Origin of the sequence: Pseudomonas sp. NPDC086112 (assembly GCF_044746425.1) — a bacterium.
Classification (GTDB): Bacteria; Pseudomonadota; Gammaproteobacteria; order Pseudomonadales; family Pseudomonadaceae; genus Aquipseudomonas.
The window spans coordinates 11332-14268 of sequence record NZ_JBIVCD010000068.1 but is presented as its reverse complement, the minus strand read 5'-3'; the positions used below and the strand labels follow the sequence as shown (position 1 = coordinate 14268).

Below are 2937 nucleotides of genomic sequence, written 5' to 3'. Positions count from 1 at the left end.
GTTCTTACATCGACGCCTACGGCATTCTGCTCGTCGGCGCGAAAGACAAGGCTACCGTCAAGACTCAGTCGATCGTGATCAAGGCCAACTCCGGTCTGTCCGAGGAAGAAATTCAGCAGATGGTTCGCGATGCTGAAGTGAACGCTGAAGAAGACCGCAAGTTCGAAGAGCTGGCCAGCGCCCGTAACCAAGGCGATGCCCTGGTTCACTCGACGCGCAAAATGGTCGCTGATGCTGGCGATAAAGTGAGCGCTGAAGAGAAGACTGCAATCGAAGCCGCTGTAGTTGCCCTGGAAACCGCCATCAAAGGCGACGACAAGGCCGCTATCGAAGCCAAGGTTGAAGAGCTGTCCAAAGTCTCCGCGCCAGTGGCTCAGAAGATGTACGCCGACCAGGCTCAGCCAGCTGAAGGCGCGGCACCGCACGACGAGAAAGCTGAAAAAGCTGACGACGTCGTCGATGCCGAGTTCGAAGAAGTCAAAGACCACAAGTAAGTTGTTGGTCGCCCGGTTGACTGCCTTCAGGCGGTGACTGGTAGGATGTCGCCGCGCGGGAGCTTGCTCCCGCGTTGGCGTGTCTGGAGTAAGCGAATTTTTACAGCATGCGACAACGCTCGAATGCTGGCGGTATGACCGAAAATGCTCCTGCCTTTCGAGTCGAAAGTACCGCATCGAATCAAAGACCAGGATCGTTGAATTGACGTGAGTTGGGTCCGGGCCTGTATTGGGGCTCAACGAGTTTGGCGAGGCTCAGGAGAGGTTTGCCGAACGTCCTTAAGAGTGCAAAGACTTATGGCAAAGCGTGACTATTACGAAGTATTGGGTGTTGAGCGTGGCTCAAGCGAAGCGGACCTGAAGAAGGCCTACCGTCGCCTGGCGATGAAGCATCACCCGGACCGTAATCCCGATGACAAAGCGTCGGAAGATATGTTCAAGGAGGCCAACGAGGCCTACGAAGTGCTGTCCGATTCCAGCAAGCGCGCGGCCTATGATCAATACGGTCATGCCGGTGTCGACCCGAGCATGGGTGGCGGCGGTGCCGGGTTTGGCGGTCAGAATTTCTCCGACATCTTTGGCGATGTCTTCAGTGACTTCTTCGGTGGCGGTCGCGGCGGTGCTCGTGGCGGCGCTCAGCGCGGCAGCGATCTGCGTTACACCCTGGAGCTGAACCTGGAAGAAGCGGTGCGCGGCACGACCGTGAATATCCGTGTTCCGACATTGGTCAACTGCAAGCCGTGCGATGGCTCGGGCGCCAAGAAAGGCTCCTCGCCGATCACGTGCCCGACGTGCGGCGGTATCGGTCAGGTACGCATGCAGCAGGGCTTCTTTTCGGTGCAGCAGACCTGCCCACGCTGCCATGGCCAAGGCAAGATCATTTCCGATCCGTGCGATTCCTGCCGCGGCGAAGGTCGTGTCGAAGAGTACAAGACCCTGTCGGTGAAAGTGCCGGCCGGTGTCGATACTGGCGACCGTATTCGCTTGTCTGGTGAAGGCGAGGCGGGTGCGCAGGGTGGTCCGACCGGCGACTTGTACGTGGTAATCAACGTGCGCGAGCACGCGATCTTCCAGCGTGACGGCAAGCACCTGTTCTGCGAAGTGCCAATCAGCTTCGTCGATGCAGCGCTGGGCGGAGAACTGGAGATTCCGACCCTTGATGGTCGGGTCAAGCTGAAGATTCCGGAAGGGACTCAGACCGGTAAGCAGTTCCGTGTTCGCGGCAAAGGCGTCGCACCGGTTCGTGGTGGCGGTGCGGGTGACCTGATGTGCCGCGTGGCGGTCGAAACCCCGGTTAACCTGGGTCGTCGTCAGCGCGAATTGCTGGAGGAGTTGCGCAGCTCTCTGGCGGGTGACAACAGTCATTCGCCGAAAACCACCGGTTGGTTCGAAGGCGTGAAGCGCTTCTTCGGCGATTTGTAAGGAGTCGGCATGCGACGTATAGCTGTGATGGGCGCTGCCGGGCGCATGGGCAAGATTCTGGTCGAGGCGGTGCAGCAGCGTGCGCCGCTTACCGGCCTGACGGCAGCCATTGTGCGCCCCGGCAGCACACTCATTGGCGTGGATGCTGGTGAGCTGGCATCGCTGGGGCGAATCGGTGTGCCGCTGTCCGGCAAGCTGGATGCGGTGGCCGATGAGTTCGATGTGTTGATCGACTTCACGCTCCCGGAAGTGATGCTGAAGAACCTGGAGTTCTGCCGTAAAGCAGGCAAGTCCATGGTGATCGGCACCACGGGGCTGGACGCGGCGCAGAAGCAGTTGCTGGTCGAGGCGAGCAAGGATATTGCGATTGTGTTCGCGGCCAATTTCAGTGTTGGTGTAAACCTGTCGCTGAAGCTGCTCGACATGGCGGCTCGTGTGCTGGGCGATGACGCTGATATCGAAATCATCGAGGCTCATCATCGGCACAAGATCGATGCGCCTTCAGGCACGGCTCTGCGCATGGGCGAAGTGATCGCCAGCGCGCTGGATCGTGATCTGCAGAAGGTGGCGGTCTATGGTCGTGAAGGTCATACCGGTGTGCGTGAGCGTGAAACGATCGGTTTCGCGACTGTTCGCGGTGGTGATGTGGTCGGTGATCACACGGTGCTGTTCGCCTGCGAGGGTGAGCGACTGGAAATCACGCACAAGGCATCCGGCCGTATGACCTTCGCCAAGGGCGCGGTACGGGCAGCTTTGTGGCTGGACGGTCGTGAACCAGGCCTTTACGACATGCAAGACGTGCTCGACCTGCGGTAAGATGTGCCCGAAATCGGGTTCAAACTCAGCGTTTGAGCCCGGTTTTAAACTGCCAAGCGACGTCCTGTCGCATTCTCCGGCCTTTAGGGCTCATTGGCGGTAGACCAAAAATGCCTTTTTCTGTAAGCTACAGCTTTAGTGTGTCCACTAAAAGCGCGCAGAATAATTCGATGAAGAAGCGGGGTGACGTGTCCATACGTCACTC

At 58.7% G+C, this 2937-nt stretch carries 3 protein-coding genes; all 3 read left to right on the top strand.

The features are described from left to right. Positions 1-494, top strand: a 494-nt coding sequence (locus tag ACIPLA_RS27355) for an Hsp70 family protein (protein ID WP_401177520.1), incomplete at its 5' end; no start/stop codon positions are given. A gap of 297 nt (positions 495-791) precedes the next feature. Beyond that, positions 792-1916, top strand: coding sequence for a molecular chaperone DnaJ (dnaJ, locus tag ACIPLA_RS27350; RefSeq protein WP_008067198.1), 1125 nt, complete (start codon positions 792-794; stop codon positions 1914-1916). Between the two features lie 9 nt (positions 1917-1925). Next, the gene (dapB, locus tag ACIPLA_RS27345) at positions 1926-2732 is read left to right on the top strand and encodes a 4-hydroxy-tetrahydrodipicolinate reductase (protein WP_401177517.1); all 807 of its coding nucleotides are present in this window, start codon (positions 1926-1928) and stop codon (positions 2730-2732) included. Positions 2733-2937 lie beyond the last annotated feature (205 nt).